Origin of the sequence: Paenibacillus sp. NPDC056722 (genome assembly GCF_042790635.1) — a bacterium.
GTDB classification, from domain to species: domain Bacteria; phylum Bacillota; class Bacilli; order Paenibacillales; family Paenibacillaceae; genus Paenibacillus_AQ; species Paenibacillus_AQ agri.
On sequence record NZ_JBHTYV010000004.1, the window covers coordinates 551,683 to 573,281 of the forward strand.

Sequence of the window (21,599 nt, forward strand, 5' to 3'; positions counted from 1 at the left end):
AAATAATGTCCTATGAGAAGATTGTTACGTATTTTGAAGAACAGGGAATGACCGGTCGAATCAAGCATTTTGACAGTTCATGTGCAACGGTTGAGGAAGCGGCTAATACCATTGGTGTTGTGCCCGCCCGAATTGCCAAGACACTAAGTCTCAGAAAAGATGAGGGTTGCATGCTGATCGTAATGGCCGGTGACGTGGGTATCGACAATAAGAAGTTCCGTCATTACTTTGGTATGAAGGCTAGGATGCTTACGGCATCTGAAGTGGAGGAACAACTGGATCAGCAGGTTGGCGGTGTCTGTCCCTTCGCTGTCGCGGATCACATTCCTGTGTATATCGATGTCTCAGTTAAGCGCTTTGATACGCTGTTCCCGGCATGCGGCAGTCCTACCAGTGTAGTTGAGCTGACGCCTGATGAACTTTTCACCCATGGCCATGCTACCGAGTGGGTGGATATTGCGAAGCAAGTAGAGAGCAAGTAAAACAATAAACAAAGCCCATTATAGCCGCAAGAACACGCCATAACTTTTTATACTTCAAAAAAATAGAAGCCTCCATCCCGCTTCAGTGCCGGTTTGGAGGCTTGTTGGAAGTCGGCTCATCAAGGATAAGCATATCCAAAATCTTCATTAGGCCTACCGCCTAGATTAAACACTGTTTCTGACCACCGGATAAAATAGTTTTAACAGCAAATAGGAGCATTGTGCTTAAACAACCTATTACTTCTTAGTAATCGTAAACCAATTCACATTTAAGCCGCCTAAGGTTGGAAAAGATAAAGCAATTTGCTGTTCTGTAGATGAAAGTACGACATCATGCGAGATGGTGGTCCAGGTCTGCCATCCTCCCGTTGCCGGGACTGTAATGGTGCCGAATATTGCTCCGCCTCCAGCCCTTTCAAATTGAATTTGACTGCCATTGGGGCTAGCTACCCTATAGCTGATAGTGTAAGTCCCCGGAGAAAGGGGAGTTGGCGTTGAATAAGTCATCCAGTCACCAGGATCGATCCATCCCACATTTTGCCCTCCACCAACGTCTGTTGTGTCTTGCTTCTGAACGCCATTACTTTCGATGTAATTCTCTGCCTCAATTCTTATACTCGGTGTTTTCTCCTCGACTTTAATCCAGTTAAGATTAAACCCTCCAGAGGGAAATGATAATTTTAAAAGCTGCTCTCCAGCAGAAAGATTAACATCATGGGAAATTGTGGTCCAGGTCTGCCAACCGCCTGTAGCAGGGACTTGGGCAGAACCAAATACCTGACCTGTAGTACCATTCTCAGCTTGAATGGTGCCGCCTCCATTTGGACTGGCTACCCTGTAACTTACTTTATACGTATTAGAGGAAGCGACATTGACGGGATAGTTTACCCAATCGCCGGGATCGATCCAGCCAACATTTAGGCCACCGCCTGTATCCGTAGTATTCTGAGTTTGTACTCCAGACATGCTGGAATAATTCTCAGCTTCTATCGTACCCGGCACACTAAAGGACGTGCTAGGCTGTTGACCGCCACCCATCCATAAAAGAGCATTAATAATAAGTTTATTCTGCGTCTCATCAGAAAAAGTATAGGATTTCGCTGTGTTGTTTGCATAGTTCATATCATTATGACCCATATTGGCATACATCATTTTATAATTTTTATTGGACCAAACTATAGGATAATAACCACTGTACCAAGATTGGTTGGGATCCGTACCAAGAGGAAAACTCACAGGATCGACGGAATATAGGATATCAATATTGGGTTTGGTGCGCAGATCAACCGACCAGCTATACCATTCGCTTGCAGGGGTTTTGAATGTTGCCGGCATATTACTGGTGGCAGGATGGGTACTGTTCTCAAGGCGCAAGGTAGCTGGCGTTGGGAACCACGTGTTTGATCTAAAGGCCCCCGACCCCAAAAATTCGTTATAGTACCAGTTCCATGAAGAAGGGTTTGTGGTGAAAGCACTTACATGAAAACCCAGCCATCCTCCGCCATTTCTCATATATTGCTCAAATGCGGGTCTTTGAGCAGCAGGAGGTACATCATCTAAAAAAATGACAACCTGGTACTGGGAAAGATTAGAAGTATTTAATTTACTCCAATCATTTGTCGATTCGTATGAAAAATTGTACCTGCTGGCAAACTCAGGGAACCTTCTGTTTGCTTCGTTTACAAAGCTTATATGGGCTGCGTCCCAAGTTCCGTTGTAAAAAGCTATGACTTTAAATTGCGGACTGGCTTCTGCGGCCTTGGCACCATAACTAAAAAAAGAACCTATGAATATAAAGCTCATACAGATAGCAAAGACCCGGGTTAACAATGTATTCGATTTTGTTACATTGGACATTTCCCTACCTCCATTTCTTTTTTGAAATTCGCTTGGAGTTGTTACGCAGAGCGGCCAATTAATTTTTATGCATTATTAAATTTATATATGATACAGAAATCACACTGGGCTTCCTAACGGGAACGAATCTTCCCCGGGGAAGCTCCATAATGTATTTTGAACAAATGATAGAAGTGACTAAGATTATCAAATCCGGCTTCATAGGAGATTTCCAGAATCGTCAGATTAGTGGTCAGCAAAAGATTTTTGGCATAACCGAGCCTCAATTGATTGATGTACGCCGTCGGTGTCGTGTGGAGATATTGCTTGAATACGCGGTTGATATGGCCAACACTATGATCGGATATTTCATTCAAGCGGCTCAGACCGCCTGTGAAATTTTCTTTTTTCTGCATGTCCATAAGAAGTGCATTCAGCCACTGCGGGATCTCTTTCTGGTTCTGATCCTGATCATTGAAAAAGTAGTAGGTCAACGCATCCGTCAGAAAACTGCGCGCTAAAATCCTGGCCCTCTGCTTATCTATGCTCGTATACAGATGAATCAGCTTGCTCTTCTGGACGAGCGTCTCCATATCGAAAGACGGCAGAATGACATAAGGCGGCATTTTCAAGCCTTTCAGCTTCCCGGCAAAGACGGAATTTTCAAAATAATGAAAAGCATCCTCCACCACTTCTTTATAAAAGTTAACATTAATGAATTGGCAGTCATTCTCCTCATAAAAGTCATACCAGTGCATGTCGTCCGGGCGGATGAACACCATCGTATTAGGCTCCAAAACCTGTGCCTCGCCATTAATATGATGTACGCATCTACCTTCTGTGATAATAAAAATTTCATAATAATCATGATAGTGCAGCGGTGTGGTGTGCTTAATCGAATATTCAATATGAAAAGTGGACTGTACCTGGGGGTCAATCAGCGTTTCGGCTTTTAAAAGGGTCGCTTGTGTCAATTCTTCTCACCTCATATGATGTCAACTCCGGCCAACGGCCTGTTCTTCAATCTCCTGTTAAATCCTATGTTAATATAGCACAAAAAAAGATGAAACAATACAAGACTATCCTGATATCCAGCTGATACTATATACCAATATAGCACAATAAAATTCTTAAAAAGCAGGTGGAATGCAGATGCAATTGTTAACACTTAGCGGTATATGGCAGATGAAAAAAACGAACGATTCGGAATGGATCAACGGCAACGTTCCTGGCTCTGTGTTTAATGATTTACTTCAGGCCGGTCAAATGGAAGACCCGTTCTTCAGAGATAATGAATATGACGCGCTGGAGCTGTCCAAATCCGATTTTGAATACACCAGAGAGTTTCCCGTGGAAAAAGATCTTCTGGACCATGATGTTGTCCTGCTGCGTTGCGAGGGGCTGGATACCCTATGTGACCTTTCTATAAATGGTACGCTTGTTTTGAAAGCGGATAACATGCACAGAACCTATGAGGTTGACGTAAAAGATGTGCTCGTTCCCGGGATCAATGTGATCCATGTCCTCATTCAATCGGCAACCCTGTACGCTTTGGAAAAAGAAAAAGAACAGCATCTCTCAAGCTGCGCGGATGCCGTTCCAGGGATCTCTCATATCCGCAAGGCGCACAGTATGTTCGGCTGGGATTGGGGTCCGCAAATTCCCGATGCGGGGATTTGGCGGGACATCACCATTCACGGCTATGACAATGGGCGAATTGATGATGTATATGTGACCCAGACACATAGCGAGAACAAGGTCCATCTGGACATCAAGGTAGATCTTCAACATTGGTCGGAAGCCGAACTACACCTGCGGGCCGTTCTGGAATCCCCGGATGGGCAAGTGTACGAACAGGTGTCCGCCGTCAACCTTTCTCAGACCTCACTGGCTCTGGCAATTACCGACCCGCAAATCTGGTGGCCGAACAATTTCGGCAGTCAACCTTTGTATACCTTAAAGGTGGAACTGTCTAGCGGAGCTAAAGTCATTGATGACAAAACACTTACGATCGGTCTTCGCACGCTAACTGTCAAGCAAGTCAAAGATACTTGGGGCGAGTCCTTCGAGTTTGAAGTCAACGGTAAGAGCATCTTCGCCATGGGCGCGAACTATATCCCGGAAGATAACGTCTTCGGGCGGATCAACTATGAAAAAACAGAAAAATTGATTAAAAGCTGTGTGGAAGCTAACTACAACTGTATCCGTGTGTGGGGCGGCGGGTATTATGCCGATGATTATTTCTATGATCTGTGCGACCAGTATGGCTTGATTGTGTGGCAGGATCATATGTATGCGTGTGGAAATTACGATTTTACCGACGAGTTCAAAGACAGCATCACACTAGAAACGATCGATAATATGAAAAGAATCCGTCACCACGCCTCCCTCGGTCTGTGGAGCGGCAACAATGAGCTGGAGTATGCCTGGGCATATTGGGGCTGGGGAGAACGGTACGGCGAAAAGCTGAAACAAGACTATCTCAAGCAATTCGAAGAGTATTTGCCGGAGTTGTCCAAATCGCTTGATCCAAACACCTTCTACTGGCGGTCATCCCCTTCCTCCACGGGTAACTTCGATGACCCGAACAACGAGAACATTGGGGATATGCATTATTGGGATGTCTGGCACGGACGAAAGCCGATCACCGAATTCAGAACTCTTTTCCCGCGGTTCATGTCGGAGTTTGGTCTGCAATCCTTCCCGTCACTAAAAACTGTGGAGTCGTTCACACTGCCAGAAGACCGGAATATTTTCTCCTACGTCATGGAGTCTCACCAGAAGAACGGTACCGGCAATGAGAAGATTCTGTACTATATCAGCGAATATTTTAAGTATCCGAAAGATTTCGATAACCTGCTGTATGTCTCCCAGCTTATACAGGCGGAAGGCATGCGCAATGGGATCGAGCACTGGAGAAGAAACCGCGGAAGATGTATGGGCGCTATTTATTGGCAGCTGAATGACATCTGGCCGGTAGCTTCCTGGTCCAGTCTGGACTATTTCGGCAGATGGAAAGCAGGTCATTACGCGGCTAAAAGATTCTTCGCTCCGGTACTGGCCTCCGCGTGCGAAGAAGGAACCACTGTCTCGCTGCATGTGACCAACGAAACCTTGAACGAAACCACAGGACACCTAAGCTGGCGTCTCCTGAACACCCGTTCCGAACTCATTCAGAGCGGTGAGCTGGCGGTATCCGTTGATGCTCTTTCCACACAGGAGATCACCAATCTGGATTTCGGTTCTGTACTGGACACCAAGCAGAAGCAAAGAGAAAGCTACCTGGAATTCGACTATATCGTAGACGGTCAATCGGTCAGCGGAGGAACTGTACTGTTTGTGAAATCCAAGCATTTTAATTACCTGGACCCACAGATCAGCACCTCTGTCACCGAGACAGAAGATCAGTTCATCGTTGAAGTTAAGAGCCAGTCGCTCGCCAAATTTGTGGAGCTTAGTTTAAGCCATGCGGATTCCCTTTGGAGCGATAACATCTTTGACTTGTCCGCTTCTGCCGCAAAAACCGTCACCGTCTCGAAAGATAGCCTATCAGAGCAGCTGACACTGGAAGCCTTTAAAGAGCAGCTTACCGCTCGCAGTTTGTTTGATACATTTGAATAACAATCATAAAGAGGCTCGTAAACCGCTACAAATGCTGGTTTACGAGCCTCTTGTTATGCTACGCTTCGGCCAAAGCCTTCCCCATTGTTCGGGCTATTCAGCGCTAGTGATTACCGCCATAGTATATGACCATGTTCATTTGGCACTTTGTATTTTCTCTGTTGAAATAAGAGTGTGGTCTGTCCGCTTTGAAACGAATGGCGTCACCAGCTTTAACTTTATATTCGGTGCCACCAACCAGTACCGTCATCTCCCCTTCAAATACAGTAATGTATTCTTCGGTCCCCTCCTGGTGCGGCTCGGAAATTAACTCCCCTCCCGGATCAATATCTACCGTGTAGATTTCGAATTTTCTTCCATCGTCATAAGGAAAGAACGGGTACAAGCGGTATTTTTCCTCTTCAGTAAGAGATTGAATATCCTCTTTGGCTACAACCACCGCTTCCGTTTGGGATTGATTGATCAGAGCAGTGAACGAAACCTTTAGCCCATTTGCAATCTTCCATACCGTTGTAATCGATGGATTGGACTCTCCCCGCTCGATCTGCCCCAACATCGTTTTACTTATTCCTGTCAATTCAGATACTTTGTCCAGGCTGAGCTTTCTCTGGTTACGCAAAGCTTTCAGATTTTTAGCGAAGATCAACTGAATATTATCCAAAATACTCAACTCCCTGCTATTGTGCGTTATAGCGTATTTATTGTACAATCATGAAGCACAGAATGTTATGACGTACATTTTGTTCAATTGTAGCATATATTTGAGGAGTGGTTTCAAGCATGTCTTTTATTCCGTTTTTGTCGTATGTCATCGTTACTACCTTTACACCAGGCCCCAATAATATAATGGCCATGTCAAATGCCAGCCGAATGGGCCTGAGAAGATCATTTCCTTTTATTTTAGGCGTCGGTGCAGGCTTCTTAGCTATTATGTTACTCTCCAGCTATTTCAATCTGGTATTATACCATTTCATTCCACGCATAAAAGTTGGGATGAACATTTTGGGATGTCTATATATGCTGTATCTGGCTGTAAAGATTGTTAGAAGCAGCTCCCAACAACGAGATGATTCTGCTTCCAATAACAACTCGTTTTTCTCTGGATTATTGCTGCAATTCATTAATCCCAAAGTGATCCTGTATGGAATTACTGTCATCTCCACCTTTATCACACCCTACCATTACTCGAACTTCAGATTGATAGGCTTTGCTGTCTTTCTTGCTTTTGTCGGCTTTCTCGCGACCTTTAGCTGGGCACTGTTCGGCTCTCTCTTCCAAAGCTTTCTGCTAAAGTATCAAAAAGCTTTTAATATTGTCATGGCATTACTACTAGTGTATAGCGCTCTATCTGTGTTCAGCTAACGTTCCTCTAAACTTTGTGCCTTTTAGGCCTATATGCTATACTTTCCTCAGGATATGTGACAGGGGGTTGTATAGACATGGCAACGCAGAATTGCTCATTAGCTAGGGTGTCCTCATGCAAAGCCTAATACTAGGGCGATACTTTGTGTGAGGTGCGATAGAACAGATTTCATCGCCCAAACTTAACATTATCGTTTCTAATAATGGGCTTTGCACCTTATATTTTTCCATTAAAAATAAGGGGCTGAAAAGCTATGAATACACCATTCATTAGAAACCACCAATATAACGTTATTAAGAAACAAAGTGAATTCCTTCAAAACACACTGCGCACCGTCGCAGACCGTAGAGTTTTGGAGACCGTAAGATTTCGTGCTGCAACAATCGTTACTGAAGCCTTTCCTTCTATTACACAGGAGCAGCAGCAGATGCTGGAACAAATCTCGACCTTAGAGTCGGGTTATGATTTCCAGAGATATGTCAGCGCACTAGAGCCTTACCTAGAGCCATATCCGACGATTACGCTAAAACAAATTCAGAAGTTGTTCCCTAAGACTAAGAAGCTAAAAGTACCTGATCTCTCATCCATCGATTTTCGATTTGTGACGTATCTGAGCTGGATCGATATTGCTTCGAATAAATTATTCATTGTATATCCATTCGAAGGTCAGTTCATTGGGATTGAGGGAAGAATTACGCCGACACATAAGAGCGGGTATTGCCTGTTCTGCAATCGGCATCAAGAGCTTGCTTTCTTCTCGGTCAAGACCAAACCTGCGAACGCTTCGCCGGATAATTATTCTGCGGTTGGTCAATACGTCTGTATGGACAACGATAAATGCAATGGGATTATTACCGATACAGGACCGCTGGAGAAGTTCATTCTTTCGGTTCGAAAATAACAACGAACCAAGAACCACACCGAGCATACGCTCGCATGTGGTTCTTGGTTTTTTTACATATTTAGCTGTTCTTGTGAGACGATCACTAGCCGCTTCCAGGCCTGCTTTCGCCATCGGTAGAACATCATTAAAGCCCTGATCCACTCATCAATTGCAAAGGCAAGCCAGATACCTGCCAAACCAAAATGCAGCACCACACCAAATAGAAATGCCATCGGTACACTAATCCCCCACATCGAAATGATCCCGATGAGAACTGGAAAACGTACATCTCCTGCCGCATTCAAGGAACTGATCAGCACCATATTACAGGCTCTGGCCGGCTCCAGAAGAATGGATAACAGGAATAATTCCCGGCCTAGTGAAATGATCCCGGCGTCTGAAGTAAACAATCCAAGTAACGGACTTGAGATAAAATAGAGCAAAATACTGACAGCCGTTGTCACGAGTAGCCCCGTCTTTAAGCTTCGCAGTCCTGAACGGTAGGCATCCTCCTTGTGGTTTGAGCCGATTAAATGACCCACAATGATCTGGGTAGCCGTGCCGATAGACATTGAAAACACAAAAACGAATGAGGTTATATTCTGTGTATAGATCTTGGTCGTTAACGCCGCTACCCCTAGCACGGAAATAAAATAGGTAATCACACCCTGTGACAAATTATACGATATGGGTTCGCCTGCCGATGGAAGCCCCAGCTTAAACAATAGTCGGATATCTTCTTTCCGAAAGCTCTTTAGTGGAAGCAGCCGGACACGATGAGGCAGGCTGCGACTGCATAATATAAGCAATACCAGCAATGCGAACAACCTTGAGACCCACGTAGAAACAGCTACACCTCCTACACCTAAAACCGGCATACCAAAGGGATGTTTAAGTACAATATACACCCCGATAATATTGATAACATTGCTGGCCAGGGACACCAGCATCATTTCCTTCACGATGCCGCGGCAGCGGAGCATGGTACCTAAAGTCATGTTAATGGCAACCATTAGCATCGAACTACCAACGATCGACAGAAAGACCTTGCCTTGCTCCATGATCCCTCCCGATAATTTGAACACATTAAGAAAAACACCAGGGCACAATAACAAAGTCATACTTATGAGAAGGCCAAGAATTACATTAAGTGTAAGAGAAAGCGCACTTATCCTCTCCACATCCTGCGGCCTGCCTGCACCCAGCGATTGATTCAACACTACAGCAGTACCTACAGTCAGAAATCCAAAGAACATCCCGGCAATGGTCAACACCTGATTGGCCAATCCTACAGCCGTAACCGCTGTATCGGAGTAGCCGCTCAGCATCATCGTATCGACGATGCCAAGCAGCATTCCGAACAGGTTCTCCAGAAATATCGGCCAAGTCAGAGAAAGCAGACTATAACTCTTCAGCCGATCCTTACGTTCATCCGGCAAAGTTTAATTCCTACCTTTCAAGCATTATTCTTTTATCGAACCAATCATCACACCTTGGGCAAAATACTTTTGCAGCAGCGGATAAATCATCAGAATGGGTGTAATTACAATAATAATCGTAGCCATCTTCAAGGAAGTGCCAGTAACCTGGATCTTATCAATCATTTGCAATTGTGCAGGATTGCTCGCTTTCATTAAGGTATCTGCCAGCGCCTGCTGTTTCGTCAACATCTCCTGCAGTACCGTAGAGAGCGGCTTTAAATTGGAATCACGGACATAAAAGGCTCCTGTAAACCAATCATTCCAGTGCTCTACGGCATTAAACAATGCAATGGTGGCAAAAACAGGTTTGCTGACCGGGACAATAATCCGAAAGAAAATGCCAAAGTCGCTGCAGCCGTCGATTCGTGCGGCTTCTTCCAGACCTTCCGGTGTCTGCTGAAAAAATGACCGCATAATCAACATGTTCCACACACTGTACAATGCCGGAATAATGTAGACCCAGATACTATTCGTAAGCGAAAGATTCTTGAGCACAATATAATAAGGAATGATTCCGCCGCTAAACAGCATTGTAAAAAAAATCAGGAAGGTCAGCTGCTTGTGCCCCGGGAGAGTGCGGCTCTTAAGCGCGTAAGCGGCCATAGATGTCAAGATCACGCTCAGAAAGGTACCTACGACCGTACGAAAGATAGAAATCATAAACCCATTCAGAATATTGGATTGGTTGAATACTTCACGGAAGTTCTCTAGCGTAAACTCTCTTGGCCAGAAATAAATGCCTCCCTTTGCCGCATCAGATCCCACGTTGAAGGCTAGCGCAAGTACATTAATAAGCGGCAATAGGATACTAAGACTCAACAATATCAATAATCCATAATTCATCACATCTACTGTCTTTTCCATACCTGTAGAAAACATCGAAGCTTTCTTCATGCCATGTATCCCCCGTTGTCATACAGAATTAAAAGAGCAGCTGAGTTTTAGGGTCCTTACTTTTTTCCTCCAGTAGTTTGATGTAATCATCAAGCCCTGCAATCTGAAGCTGCTTCGCCGCAGCATCCAGTATCGTCTTTGCCTCTGTCATGTCCTTAGCATAATAGGCTCGAACCACACTCTCCTTGTACTTGTCGAGCGCCATGCTCAATTGATTCCCTTTGCTGAACTCTCCCAGGAAGGCAAGTGCTGAATAGCCGTCTTTCACTTTCGCTTGACTCCTTTTTTCGTCATATCCCCAGTATTTAGCGAGTTCAAGTGGTACTTTATCTTGGTCTGGAGTCTCATTGGCGCCATAGGTTGCCTCACCAAAATCCTTGAGATCATCCACATCTGTACCCCCAAGAAACCAGCCCCAACCGTTACCGACCCCTGAAAATCCAAGCTTCTTTGCACTAACCGGGTCTTTTTGCAGCAGATCAAGCACTTGTTTCTTTGGTACCGGATTTCCTTGGGAATTCAAATCATAATCCCGGCCCTCAAGTCCATAATTCCAGAGCAGCTTACCTTCACGAGTAGCGAGGAAATCAGCCAGCTTCACAATATCTTCCGGATTTTTGGTGGATTTAGGAATGGACCATGCACCGTATCCGCTTTTATAAGTCAAATCCATCTGATAAGGACCGTCTACCGAGTTCAACGGACCCAGCGGAACATACCGACCATCCTTGTCTTCGTCAACGTAATTATGCATTTCCCCTACAATCGCGAAGGAATCATTAAGCACGCCTTCTTTTACACGGGTCTCTTCCATCGTGTAATACTCCGGATGCATCAACCCTTCTTTTAGCAGCTTCTGCACAAATTCTACGCGCTTTAGACCATAGTCTGTTTGACTCTCATGCAAGATTTTACCGCTAGCGTCGCGCTTGAAGCCTTCACCGTTAAAGCCTGTCCATACAAGGTCATTATATAGCCCTTGTCGGTCAGAACCTCCCCAAAGGACAGGTCCGATCGGAAACACAGCCTTGCCGTTCTTATCTTTGAACCCGCCTGCCTTAATTTTCTCAGCCAATTCATAAAGCTGCTCAGAGGTTGTAATATTACGCGGGTCTACACCAAGGGCATCGGCAATATCTTTACGGATATACGGTCCCGAGATATATTTCCTGACCCCATATCCGCCTTCTCTTGGAATATTGATGTGCACACTATAAGCAGCACCGTTATATTCAGGCCGGAACATCACACCATACTTCGTATCAATAGGAAGATAGTTATCTTCAAGATATTTACTGTATACCTTTGTGTTTTTCAGCATTGGAGCGACATCATAGAACATATCCTCCGAAGCAGCCTTGTTGATAAGCCCCATCTCTGGACGGCCGCTATCATTCAGATAATAACCGATAAAATCCGGCAGATCGCCTGAAGCCAGCCCGGCTGCCAGTGCTTTCGTAGAGTCGTCGAAGCCTACAGCCTGGATCTGCAGGTCAATACCTGTCATCTCCTTGAGCTTCTTCATAATGTCGGGATTCATCTCTTCTGTTACATCGCTGCCCATGAAGATCAAGCCTTTGATTGTACGGTCCGCGATCCAGGTTGCAGGCTTTCCGGCTTTCTTGGCCGAATCGGTATCAGAATTAGAACTACTCTGAGAGTCATTCCCTCCGCATGCCGTTAACACCATTCCAAATACCAGTAGAAGCAGAAGCAAATTGGAGTAACTTTTCTTAATCATGGTTGATTTCTCCCTCTCCCTAGCTTTTCTATTGTGAAAGGCCACACTGCAACGTCCGCCAGCTCACCATAATGAAGTTTCGAACCATTTACGGGATATCCGATTGACGACTAGTACTAAAATCAGACCGATAAAGCCTTGCATTAGACCCAGAGCTGTACCGAATCCAAACTGTCCGCTCTCGAGTCCCATATGAATGAGGTACGTATCGAGAATTTCTGAAAGATTCATGTTGCCCGGTGTTCTCAGCAGGTAAATCTGATCAAATCCTGCCGATAAGATATTACCTAGAGATAGAATGAAAATAATCATGATGGTAGGACGGATACCGGGCAGCGTAATACGCCACATCTGCTGAAATCTTCCTGCGCCATCGATTTTTGCTGCTTCATACAAGGCCGGATTAATCCCCACAATAGCTGCAAAATAAATGATCGAACTCCAGCCAATGTCCTTCCAGATGTAACTCCAGAACATGACCGGATAGAACGCATTCTCCTTCATTAAAAAGAAGGTGCTCCCGTCACCGCCAAACCAAGAAATCACCTGATTAACCAGGCCGGTGTCGGGCGAAAGAATCCGCTGTACCAGGCCGATTACGATAACCCAGGACAGAAAATGAGGCAGATAAGCGATACCCTGAAACACATGCAGCAGCCTTTTCCTCTTGATTTCATTGAGCATCACAGCGAGCAATATCGGGAACGGCAGGGCCAGAAAAACCTTCATTAGACTGATAATGATTGTATTCTTAATAATTTGCAGACTAAACGGATCTTCAAAGAACATCTCAAAATATGTGAATCCAACCCATGGACTTCCGAATATTCCCTTGTTGAACTGATAGTCTTTGAAGGCCAGAACCACTCCGCCCATAGGAATATAAGAGAAAATAATGAAAAATGTGATACAAGGCAATAGCATCAGATAAAGCTGATAATGGCCAATCAATCGATTCCAGATCCGGGGCCTGCTGCCGGCAGCTCTCTCTGTACTCTTTCTTTTCATAGGAGCAGCCGATAGTTTCATATTCATGGTTCATTCTCCTCCTTACAGGCGCTTCTTCATTCAGAATGATCGGCGGTGATCCAAGTAATGCCTTGACGCTCCAATTCTGCCTCCCAAAGCGAAGGATAAACTTTGTCACTTACGATTACGTCGATTTTCTCAAGCGAAGCTAAATGACAACTAGCCTGAATACCTACCTTGCTGTGATCCGCCAGTACAATGATTTCTTTGGCGCTATTCATTACCATTCTAGAAATCACAGAATCGTTCAAGTCATAATCGCTAATTCCAGTATCGATGGAAATCCCGCCTATGGAGATAAAAGCATGGTCCACATAGAAATTTTTAAGCATTTCCTGACACAGATACCCGCTTACGGAACGTTGAAAAGGTGAGAGTTCTCCACCCAGCAAGATAGCTCGGCCATGCACGAGTCCCTTGGCGATCGATTCGCACAGCTGGTTAGCCACAGTTAATGAATTCGTAATGACGGTAATTTGCTTTTTACCTTTCAAGGCCTTAGCCATTTCATAAATGGTGGTTCCTGTATCCATAAAGATGGTATCTCCATCTTGGACCAGCTCTGCCGCCCTGCCCCCGATGATCTGTTTGGCCTCATAATTCATTATGCTGCGCTGTTGATACGGCGGCTCCCCGCCTTCGTACTGTGTCTTGACACCTCCACCATAGACCCGTTTCAGCTTCCCCTCTTCCTCCAGCTGGAACAGGTCCCGGCGTACAGTCTCTTGCGATACTTTAAGCTGCTCAGCCAGCACCGTTACCCTTACTTTGCCATGAGCATCGATTTGTTCGAGAATGAAGTCTCTTCGTTCCTCGGCCAACAATGACATCTGTTTCTATTCCCCTCTCCTGTACCCCTTACTGCTGTGCTGCAAATGCAAATCTTGTTTTGAATGGAAGTGCCAACTCAAATTCGTCATACCGTCCGGTTAGAAACCGGTAATCCGGGTACTCTAAAGTCTCATAAACTCCCAGCGATGCTACCCATGGCGAGAAGCTTCTGAATCTCATTCTGTTATCCACCTCATCAAATTCAGCAAGCCGCAGCCAACCATTTCCCCCTCTATAACGATCCTGGTAATTAACGAGGATCTGAATGACCTCTTGCCCACTGGCATTCTTACGCACCTGATGCACATTACCGTTAAAGTGTCCGTTCACGGTCATGAACACCTGATCGTAGGGATATACGAGTTCCTTCCAGATTAAGACACCATTCTCTGATAGTTCAGGGAGATTCATGGCCCGATGCCGGGTCGTATACATAATATCGTGCGAGACAAGGATGGTCGGATAATTCCGATGACTTTCGAGAATGTCCCGGCACCAGTCCATGTCCTTCTCTAGATGTTCCATATCAACCATCAGCCATAAGTAGGTGTAGCTTCCCGCCGGCTTCAACCCATAAGAACTGTAACGAGAGGGTGAAGCACCACAGTAGTAGCTTTTATCCTGAAATCGTTCAGGGCCAAAATAGTGTAAATACGTATGATGCTCATCGTAATCGTGATTGCCCGCTGTCATCATGTAAGGCACCTTGCCTTGATCAAGCATGGCAACGGCAGCCGAGGCACGCTCCCATTCGACTTCGACCTCACTCCGGTGTACCAGATCACCGACAAAGGCGGTCATAGCCAGCTGCAAGTGATCCTCATGCTTAACAATCCAGGCTGTTTGGGCCTCAAGCATCTCCGGGTTCAAATAGGTTTGCATTTGAGGATCGGGAATAAAGACAAAATGATAATTCTCTTCCCGCTGCAGCTCTGGCTCACCCTCAAAGCTTCCTTCCAGCACTTGCTCCGCCTCCATCTTACAGAGCCAGTCGTCCGGGTGGAGCGCTTCTCCTGTAACACGAATCTCCCTAATCGTCCCGGTAAATAGAGTATCAATTCCTCCAGCCCATTCGGAAGCGCCTACGTTCCAGCCTCTTTCCTTGACCGCAGCGATTCCGGAAATACCTTCCAAAGGGCTGTTATAATCACAGATGCCGTTAACAAATAACAGGGTACGGTGCGTATCATTGACAATCACTACATGATGCCAGTCTCCCGCCTCCAACTGGCGCGTCCAGTTCGTTGTCGAGGTGTGTAAATTCTCCGGATGGCTGACCCACTGTATCTCCTTGCAGTTGGATACGGATAGAGAGGACAAGAGCTCACGCTCACCGCTTCGTCCAAGTTCTCCTCCCTGTCCCTGGCGGGTCAATACACCCATCCAGCTGTGGCGAACTTCATCGAAAGGATCGGGAAGACGAATAATCGCCTCGATCGTAAAGCCTTGTAACATGCTTTCCTTATTCAATGGAGCCTCTTGCTCTGTCCAAAAATAATAACCGGAGCCCTTGGGAAGGCGATCATTGCGAAAAGCCAACCCTTCTTCCCCTTCTTCTGTTTCCCAGGTTAAAAGGTCAGAGGCTGTAACGCTGTGCCCTGGCACCAGGTTTACAGAGGTAAGTAATAATCGATTTCCTTTACCGCTATAGTCCCGCAGAACAAGATTCTCCTTCTGCAGACTTCCATGCTCAACTCCATCAGGGGTAAACCGCCAGTGAGCAAGCGGCTCCACTGGATTCTCCCGCCGCTGCGTTCCCAAGGAACGTCCATGCCTCGTCACCGCCTCACCTCGGCTCGCTCTCCAAGCAACAGTTCTTGTACCTCAAGCCAGTTATTCACCCGGGTATATCCCGTTTCAAAAATATTGTGAGCAGCACTGTAAAGAATGCCTGTCCCCTTGAATCGCTTTAGTTGCTTCACATTATCATCGATTAGATAGTCGGCATGAATAATGCTTTTGTCACCGCAGAATACAATATGGCTGTCAGGTATAGAGGAAAAATGCTCCTTAAGCCATTCATATTTCGCTTGGAACGACGCAGGAACTTCCATCGCCGCTGTGGCAATAAAAATCTCGTAATGTTTCTGTAATTCCCGAATAACCTCCTGACTGTCCGGTATGACACTCAACTGGCGAAAGAATTGCTCGGATTCATAGTAGCTTTCGATTTCTTCGCGACGCTCTGGTCGAATGTTGACAAGGGTGGTTCCTTGCAGTTCTTCCAGTGTCACGTTATCACCGTGTTCCAGATTAAACAGCTCCAGATGTGAGATGGCTGTATCTGCCATGACTTCATCAATGTCTATTGCGATTCGCTTCATAGGTAGCTCCTTTGTCCATGACCGTTTATGTGTGTTTTTCTATTCAATCTCACAAATTCACAACAAATAAAAGAACATGTCACAACTTTAAAGGAGAAATATCAGCACAGAATCAACACTTCATTAAAAAAATGTAAATCAAAAAAAACAACCGCTCTCTCTTTTTACACAAAGAAAGAACGGTTGTCTTCGGTTCGGTTAAAACAAAAAGCTCTCGAATCGTCACAAGGACAATTCAAGAGCTCATTGTTTACTAACTATGATGCGGTCGAGAGGACTCGAACCTCCACAGTATTGCTACCACACGGACCTGAACCGTGCGCGTCTGCCAATTCCGCCACGACCGCATATTATTTAGTGGTGATCTCAATCACCGTTAAGTAAGACTATACGCCTTTTTTGGATAAAATGCAAGTCTTTTTTACGCAACGTGGTTCATTTAACCTTCATCTCTGGAGCAATGCAAATTATTTTGTTTTCCTGTTCAAGCATCGTCTATAATAGTTGTAATATGTAAACTGTAATTTGTAATCCATTATATTAAGGGGATTAAACCTAATGACTGATGTATCGTTGTCCAAAGATGTAATTCTTGACACCGCCGAGACTGTCTTCCGCAAGTTCGGACTCGCTAAGACTAACATATCTGATATCGCTCGTGCGCTTCATGTCAGCCATGCAGCGTTGTATAAATATTTCGACAATAAAGCGGCACTGCGTAAAGCGGTTGTGGAACGCTGGATGCACAGCGTCTTCGATTCTTTGAATGTTGTTGCTGCTGAGGATATCCCAGCCGATCAAAAAGTGTACCGTTGGCTGGATACTTTACGGGAATTCAAGCGGGAACGCGCCAGAAAAGATCCTGAATTGTTCGCCATGTACGCAGCTATGGTCGCAGAGACCGAAGGCGCACTGGAAGTCCATGTTGAGCATCTAATAGATCAACTAACATTAATCATTGAAGACGGGGTATCGTCAGGCATCTTCGCTTGCAAGGATCCCCGCCAGGCCGCTACTGCCGTATTTATCGCAACAACGAGATTCCATCATGCCGCCCATTCTGCAGAGTGGGAATCACCTCATTCCGACGCGCAATTCCAAGCCATTTGGCAGGTCTTATTGAACGGATTATCTATAACAAAATAAACCATCGCCAGTAACGCCAGCTGAACTTCGATCTATCCCCGATCGAAGTTCAACTGGCGTTTTTATATCTACAAGTTACGTTTTAATTATTTTGTAACTTGTAATTTGTAAATTGCGATGATATACTTCTCCCATAAATCTTAAGGAGTGATATTGATGTATACAGTCATGGGCGTTACAGGACAAGTCGGAGGAGCCGTTGCTAATCAGCTTCTTGCAGAAGGCAAGAGTGTTAGAGTTGTTGTTCGCGATGAACAAAAGGCAAGCGCATGGGAAGTACGAGGCGCGGAAGTGGTGACTGCGGACTACCGTGATTCGGCAGCTCTGCAAGTCGCTTTTACCGGAGCAGAGGCTGTTTTTGTGATGAACCCTCCTTACTTTTATCCGGAAGAGGGTTTTCCTGAAACAAAAGAAGTGGTTAAATCTATTCGCTTGGCATTGGAAGCAGCAGCTCCCCAGAAATTTGTTGCTTTATCTTCTGTAGGCGCACAACATCCTCAGGGTCTTGGTATTATTGGTTCATTGCATATTTTAGAGCAGGAATTAAGCCAGTTATCAATCCCTTCAGCCTTTTTGCGGGCTGCCTGGTTTATGGAGAATTCGCTGTGGGATATTGAGCCCGCCATGAGTAATGGGCATATCCAAGCTTATCTTGCACCCCTGGATCGTAAAATACCCATGATCTCCACAGTGGATATTGGCAAAATTGCCGCCGCTACACTTCAGCAGACTTGGGAAGGTACCCGCTACCTTGAACTGCAAGGACCTGCGGCGTATTCGCCTAATGACATCGCTTCTACGCTCGCCAAGCTTTTTAACCGAAATGTAGAAGCTATTCTGATTCCACGTTCGGATTGGGCAGATACTTTTGTTCAGCAAGGCGGAATTGCTGATCGCGTGAACGGTCGTCTGGAGATGCTGGATGGATTTAACTCGGGCTGGATTGACTTTGAACGTCAGGGAACAGAGCTTATCACGGGTTCTGTAACGTTAGAGGAAGCTTTAAATAAATTAATATAATGGGGGGCCCGGTCTTGTCTGCAGTTTGGACCGGGACGACTAAAGCAAAAAAGGTGGAGCACAGGGATTGATCATCCTTGCGCTCCACCTCTATTTTACTGCTCAGCAGCCGATTGGAACTTCTCTTCTATTAACCCCAGCAAAGTGAACAGCAGCTCATTAGACTGGTTAACTAGTTCGGGTTGTCCCAGCATTTCCGCTGGTGTCTGAACATATTTCCCCGGCTCCATTTCGTCTTCGCTATGCTCTATGATTGTACGGATACTGTCTTCGTTAGATTCCAAATGAAATTGCAAGCCAACGACATGACCATTATATTCGAAGGCTTGGTTACCACACCCTGCGCTAAACGCCAACGTCTTCGCTTCTGCCGGCAAACGGAAGGTATCCCCATGCCAATGAAATGGTGTAAACTGCTGCGGGAACGTTTGGAAAAATACAGAGTCTTGGGCTGCATCGGTCAGTTCTACCGGGAACCAGCCAATCTCCCTCCACGGGTTCTTTTCCACAACTCCCCCAATTTGCTCAGCAATGAGTTGAGCTCCCAAACAGATACCCAGCACTAACTTTCCTGCATGGATAGCCTGGTTTATGTACTGTTTCTCTAAACTCAGCCAAGGGATATTTTCCTCATCATACACTCCCATCGGGCCACCCAAAACGACAAGCCAATCATAATCATCATGCTCAGGCAGGCTCTGATCTTCTTCGTACATTAACGAGGTCTTAAGCTGGTGCCCCTTATTCCTGGCCCAAACGGCAATGTGCTCCGGCGATTCAAACGGAACATGCTGCAAGCAATGAATTTGCAATTTCCCACCCCACATTCTCTTGTCTTCTGCAAGATTAGTACATCATCCACCTATAAATCAAACTAAGAGAGGTACATGAATTTACTGGGTTTGCCCCCATTCATATACTCCCTCTTCTATACGAAACGCTGTAAATCCCTCCTGCTGCATTTTTTCCACAGCCTGAGTTGAAAAAATGCAGTAAGGTCCCCTGCAGTATGCCGCAATCCGGGTATCCTTGGGAAGACCTTGAAGATAAGTATCCAGTTCCTCCATCGGTACAGAAACCGCCCCAGGAATATGACCTGCGTCAAACTCTTCTGCCGGACGGACATCCAGTAGAATAATACTCCCGTCTTCGACCTTATTTAATACCTCATTAAGTGAAAGTGTTTGTATTTCCTCAAAGTTGTTCATAAAATTCGATTTGATCCGCGTAATTTCTGCCAGCTGACTTTCGGACAAACGCCACAAGGAATTTAAAAATCCTAAAATTTCAGGGTTCGCCAATGTATAAATGACATACGTCCCCTGCTTGCTAAATTTCACCAGCCTGGCATCTAATAACACTTGAAGATGGCGCGAAACATTCGCTACGCTCATCTCTGTTCCTTTGGCCAGCTTTTCTACCGATTTGGGACCCTGAGATAATAAATGCAGCAGTTCCAGACGTTTATCACTAGACAGGCATTTCCCGATACGAGCAAATTGTCCATACAACTCATCCTTAAACGCTCTTGCCGACGGCTCTGGAGTCATCTTGCTCCCCCTTTATCATATTCAATAAATTATTTGAATTATAATAATGAGCCGTCTATTCGTCAAGGGGATTCTAGGAACTAATTTTCCGGTCTCTTGCTGCACCCAAGCCAAAAATAAGAAGTAGCACGGTTGCTCCAAGCAGAATCAGAAGCGGCGTAGTCCAGCTCTGCGTCATATCATGCAAGTAACCGAAGAGAATCGGACCGGCTGCTGCCAGCAAATAACCGACGGATTGAGCCATACCGGACAATTCTGCCGCCTGATGGGCATCCTTCGTACGGAGTCCAAAAAACATCATCGCCAAACCAAAAGCGAAGCTGCAGCCGATCCCCACTAAGATGACCCACAACGCAATTAAATGGACGCCTCCATAGAGCAGACCGAGAACGCCAGACATTATAAAAATAAACGCCATTATAATAAGCGGACGCTGATTAGACATCCGTCCTGCCATAACTGGTACAATAAAAGTAAAGGGAAGCATCGCCAATTGCAGAATCGATAACAACCAGCCGGATTGGCCCGAGCCAATGCCCTGCTGCAGCAGAATCTCTGGCAACCAGGCGATCACCACATAGAACACCATAGATTGCAAACCCATATACAAGGTCACTTGCCAGGCCAATCCTGAACGCCACAAGCTGGTCTGTTCACCGGCCACCGTATTATTTTGAATCGTACTTGCCCCGTTTTCTTTTCCCTTCCGTTTCCATTGTGGCAACCACATGACAATAGAGATAAAGCTCAGAACGCCCCAAATCCCAAGTGCCCCCCTCCAGCCAAGTCCTGCATTAACGGCAAGCGGGATACTGATTCCGGAAGCGATGGCACTCATCAAATTCATCGAAATGGAATATACACCTGTCATCATCCCTAGCCGCGATGGAAATTCATGTTTGATCAGACTGGGCAGCATTACATTGCACACAGCAATAGCCAGCCCAAGCACAATAGTTCCCGCATATAAAGTGATCACCCCAGGAACAGACCTTAATACAATACCAAATGTAAGACAAATCACAGCGGCCATAATCAGCCGTTCCACGCCAAATTTACGACCTAACCGGGGAACCCATGTTGAAAATAAAGCAAACGCAAGCAAAGGTAATGTCGTAATCATCCCTGCCATTGTATTGGAAATCTGTGTACTGCTGCGTATAAGTCCTACGAGGGGACCTACCGAACTGAGTGGAGTCCGCAGATTCGCTGCGATAAAAATAATTCCTATAATCAAGGTCAACCCCGCTGTGCGCCGGGCAGTTAGACTTGATTCTTTATTCAGTCTTTCATGAAGCTCATTCGATAAAGCCATGCTGTAACCCTCCTAATGTATTGTTGGCTAGATTTTGTAATCTAAAGAACCACATACATTATAATATACTTATAATAAAATAA

At 45.5% G+C, this 21,599-nt stretch carries 19 protein-coding genes and 1 tRNA gene; 6 read left to right on the forward strand and 14 right to left on the reverse strand.

What is annotated here, in order from left to right; translation table 11 throughout:
* The first annotated feature begins 5 nt into the window (after window positions 1-5).
* Window positions 6-482: a YbaK/EbsC family protein gene (locus ACFRAM_RS13980; protein ID WP_379466354.1), complete on the forward strand. Its 477-nt coding sequence runs from the start codon at window positions 6-8 to the stop codon at window positions 480-482.
* 237 nt (window positions 483-719) lie between these two features.
* Here the strand turns inward: ACFRAM_RS13980 and ACFRAM_RS13985 are convergent, their stop codons facing one another.
* Together ACFRAM_RS13985 and ACFRAM_RS13990 are read right to left on the reverse strand one after the other, a co-directional pair.
* On the reverse strand, window positions 720-2,339 hold the full coding sequence (locus ACFRAM_RS13985) for a carbohydrate-binding protein (RefSeq protein WP_379466355.1): 1,620 nt from the start codon (window positions 2,337-2,339) through the stop codon (window positions 720-722).
* Between the two features lie 113 nt (window positions 2,340-2,452).
* On the reverse strand, window positions 2,453-3,292 hold the full coding sequence (locus ACFRAM_RS13990) for a helix-turn-helix domain-containing protein (protein WP_379466356.1): 840 nt from the start codon (window positions 3,290-3,292) through the stop codon (window positions 2,453-2,455).
* A 178-nt stretch (window positions 3,293-3,470) separates the two neighbouring features.
* Between ACFRAM_RS13990 and ACFRAM_RS13995 the strand changes: the two genes are divergently transcribed.
* A complete protein-coding gene (locus tag ACFRAM_RS13995) occupies window positions 3,471-5,939 on the forward strand; it encodes a beta-mannosidase (RefSeq protein WP_379466357.1) in 2,469 nt (822 codons plus the stop codon).
* A 103-nt stretch (window positions 5,940-6,042) separates the two neighbouring features.
* Here the strand turns inward: ACFRAM_RS13995 and ACFRAM_RS14000 are convergent, their stop codons facing one another.
* Window positions 6,043-6,603, reverse strand: a complete 561-nt coding sequence (locus tag ACFRAM_RS14000; protein ID WP_175406440.1) for a helix-turn-helix domain-containing protein — start codon at window positions 6,601-6,603, stop codon at window positions 6,043-6,045.
* 116 nt (window positions 6,604-6,719) lie between these two features.
* Between ACFRAM_RS14000 and ACFRAM_RS14005 the strand changes: the two genes are divergently transcribed.
* A complete protein-coding gene (locus tag ACFRAM_RS14005; RefSeq protein WP_379466358.1) occupies window positions 6,720-7,301 on the forward strand; it encodes a LysE family transporter in 582 nt (193 codons plus the stop codon).
* A 254-nt stretch (window positions 7,302-7,555) separates the two neighbouring features.
* Window positions 7,556-8,203 (forward strand): FusB/FusC family EF-G-binding protein, encoded by a 648-nt coding sequence (locus ACFRAM_RS14010; RefSeq protein WP_379466359.1) that lies wholly within the window; start codon window positions 7,556-7,558, stop codon window positions 8,201-8,203.
* A 53-nt stretch (window positions 8,204-8,256) separates the two neighbouring features.
* Here the strand turns inward: ACFRAM_RS14010 and ACFRAM_RS14015 are convergent, their stop codons facing one another.
* The 8 genes from ACFRAM_RS14015 to ACFRAM_RS14050 form a co-directional block, all read right to left on the reverse strand.
* A complete protein-coding gene (locus ACFRAM_RS14015; protein ID WP_379466360.1) occupies window positions 8,257-9,624 on the reverse strand; it encodes an MATE family efflux transporter in 1,368 nt (455 codons plus the stop codon).
* Window positions 9,625-9,648: 24 nt separating this feature from the next.
* A complete protein-coding gene (locus tag ACFRAM_RS14020) occupies window positions 9,649-10,560 on the reverse strand; it encodes a carbohydrate ABC transporter permease (RefSeq protein ID WP_379466361.1) in 912 nt (303 codons plus the stop codon).
* 28 nt (window positions 10,561-10,588) lie between these two features.
* Window positions 10,589-12,301, reverse strand: coding sequence for an extracellular solute-binding protein (locus ACFRAM_RS14025; RefSeq protein WP_379466362.1), 1,713 nt, complete (start codon window positions 12,299-12,301; stop codon window positions 10,589-10,591).
* 63 nt (window positions 12,302-12,364) lie between these two features.
* Window positions 12,365-13,336 (reverse strand): ABC transporter permease, encoded by a 972-nt coding sequence (locus tag ACFRAM_RS14030; protein WP_379466363.1) that lies wholly within the window; start codon window positions 13,334-13,336, stop codon window positions 12,365-12,367.
* Window positions 13,337-13,365: 29 nt separating this feature from the next.
* Window positions 13,366-14,160, reverse strand: coding sequence for a DeoR/GlpR family DNA-binding transcription regulator (locus ACFRAM_RS14035; RefSeq protein ID WP_379466364.1), 795 nt, complete (start codon window positions 14,158-14,160; stop codon window positions 13,366-13,368).
* 28 nt (window positions 14,161-14,188) lie between these two features.
* Window positions 14,189-15,943, reverse strand: a complete 1,755-nt coding sequence (locus ACFRAM_RS14040) for a LamG-like jellyroll fold domain-containing protein (protein ID WP_379466365.1) — start codon at window positions 15,941-15,943, stop codon at window positions 14,189-14,191.
* Window positions 15,940-16,485 carry a 5' nucleotidase, NT5C type gene (locus tag ACFRAM_RS14045; RefSeq protein WP_379466366.1) on the reverse strand — a complete coding sequence of 182 codons (546 nt, stop codon included), beginning with the start codon at window positions 16,483-16,485 and terminating at the stop codon, window positions 15,940-15,942. Before ACFRAM_RS14045 ends, ACFRAM_RS14040 begins: the two co-directional genes overlap by 4 nt.
* Window positions 16,486-16,748: 263 nt before the next feature.
* A tRNA-Leu gene (locus ACFRAM_RS14050) sits at window positions 16,749-16,832 on the reverse strand.
* 211 nt (window positions 16,833-17,043) lie between these two features.
* Between ACFRAM_RS14050 and ACFRAM_RS14055 the strand changes: the two genes are divergently transcribed.
* Together ACFRAM_RS14055 and ACFRAM_RS14060 are read left to right on the forward strand one after the other, a co-directional pair.
* Window positions 17,044-17,631 (forward strand): TetR/AcrR family transcriptional regulator, encoded by a 588-nt coding sequence (locus ACFRAM_RS14055; protein WP_379466367.1) that lies wholly within the window; start codon window positions 17,044-17,046, stop codon window positions 17,629-17,631.
* A 156-nt stretch (window positions 17,632-17,787) separates the two neighbouring features.
* Entirely contained in the window at window positions 17,788-18,651 is an 864-nt protein-coding gene (locus ACFRAM_RS14060) for an NmrA family NAD(P)-binding protein (RefSeq protein ID WP_379466368.1), read from the forward strand.
* 95 nt (window positions 18,652-18,746) lie between these two features.
* Here the strand turns inward: ACFRAM_RS14060 and ACFRAM_RS14065 are convergent, their stop codons facing one another.
* The 3 genes from ACFRAM_RS14065 to ACFRAM_RS14075 form a co-directional block, all read right to left on the reverse strand.
* The gene (locus tag ACFRAM_RS14065; RefSeq protein ID WP_379466369.1) at window positions 18,747-19,478 is read right to left on the reverse strand and encodes a type 1 glutamine amidotransferase; all 732 of its coding nucleotides are present in this window, start codon (window positions 19,476-19,478) and stop codon (window positions 18,747-18,749) included.
* A gap of 66 nt (window positions 19,479-19,544) precedes the next feature.
* Entirely contained in the window at window positions 19,545-20,201 is a 657-nt protein-coding gene (locus ACFRAM_RS14070; RefSeq protein ID WP_379466370.1) for an ArsR/SmtB family transcription factor, read from the reverse strand.
* Between the two features lie 73 nt (window positions 20,202-20,274).
* On the reverse strand, window positions 20,275-21,516 hold the full coding sequence (locus ACFRAM_RS14075) for a CynX/NimT family MFS transporter (RefSeq protein WP_379466371.1): 1,242 nt from the start codon (window positions 21,514-21,516) through the stop codon (window positions 20,275-20,277).
* Window positions 21,517-21,599: the final 83 nt, after the last annotated feature.